The organism is Streptomyces globisporus, from assembly GCF_003501885.1.
Classification (GTDB): domain Bacteria; phylum Actinomycetota; class Actinomycetes; order Streptomycetales; family Streptomycetaceae; genus Streptomyces; species Streptomyces globisporus_D.
Map to the genome: position 1 here is coordinate 1 of NZ_QWFA01000404.1, position 864 is coordinate 864.

An 864-nucleotide genomic window follows, 5' to 3' on the forward strand; every position below is an offset into this window, starting at 1 on the left:
CCACCCACCCCTGGGCCCGCCGCCGCACCCCGCTGCTGCCCGGCGAACTCGCCGCCACCCCGCTGATCCTGCGCGAACACGGCTCCGGCACCCGTCAGGTCCTGGACGCCGCGCTCGCCGTGCACGGCGGGCTCGCCCAGCCGCTGCTGGAGCTCTCCTCCACCACGGCGGTCAAGGGCGCGGCCGAGAGCGGCGCGGGCCCCTGCGTCCTGAGCGAACTGGCCCTGGGCGAGGAGCTGTCGTCCCGCCGCCTCGTCAAGGTCCCGGTCGCGGGCGTACGGCTGCGCCGCCAACTGCGCGCCGTCTGGCCCGGCGGCCACCGCCCCACCGGCCCCGCCCGCGATCTGCTGTCCCTGACCGGCCGCGACACCTGAACCCGGGACTCCCGTGACCGTGTCGGAGCCGGGTTCTAGAGTGTCCGCATGAGTAACGCGACGCCGCCCGGCTGGTATCCGGACACGGGTGCACCCGGCCTGGAGCGCTGGTGGGACGGCACGGCCTGGACCGCGTACACCCGCCCGCCCGCCGCCGACGGGTCCGCACCGCACCAGCCGCCCGCACCGGCGCAGCCCGGCCCGGCGGGGTTCGGCGCGGCGGGGTTCGGACCGGCGCAGTCCGGCGCGGGGGAGTTCGGCCCGGCCGCGTCCGGCCCGGCCGGGTTCGGTCCGCCGTCGCTTCCCGCTCCCGCACCAGCGCGGCCCGCACGACGGAGCCGGGGGCGGCAACCGGACGAAGATCCTGGCGGTCACGCTCTGCGGGGTGCTGGTCCTGGGCGCGGCCGTCACCGGCGCGATCCTGCTCGGCCGCGACGAGGGCGGCACGTCGGCGGCCCCGACCACGACCACCTCGGCCCCCGCCCCCGTC

General features: G+C 78.6%; 1 protein-coding gene and 1 pseudogene. Both read left to right on the top strand.

Features of this window, described 5'->3' with window-relative positions:
- On the top strand, positions 1–374 hold a 374-nt coding region (locus D3105_RS33995; protein WP_240647141.1), incomplete at its 5' end, for a LysR substrate-binding domain-containing protein.
- A gap of 48 nt (positions 375–422) precedes the next feature.
- Positions 423–864: pseudogene (locus D3105_RS34000) on the top strand (DUF2510 domain-containing protein); the annotation flags it as partial.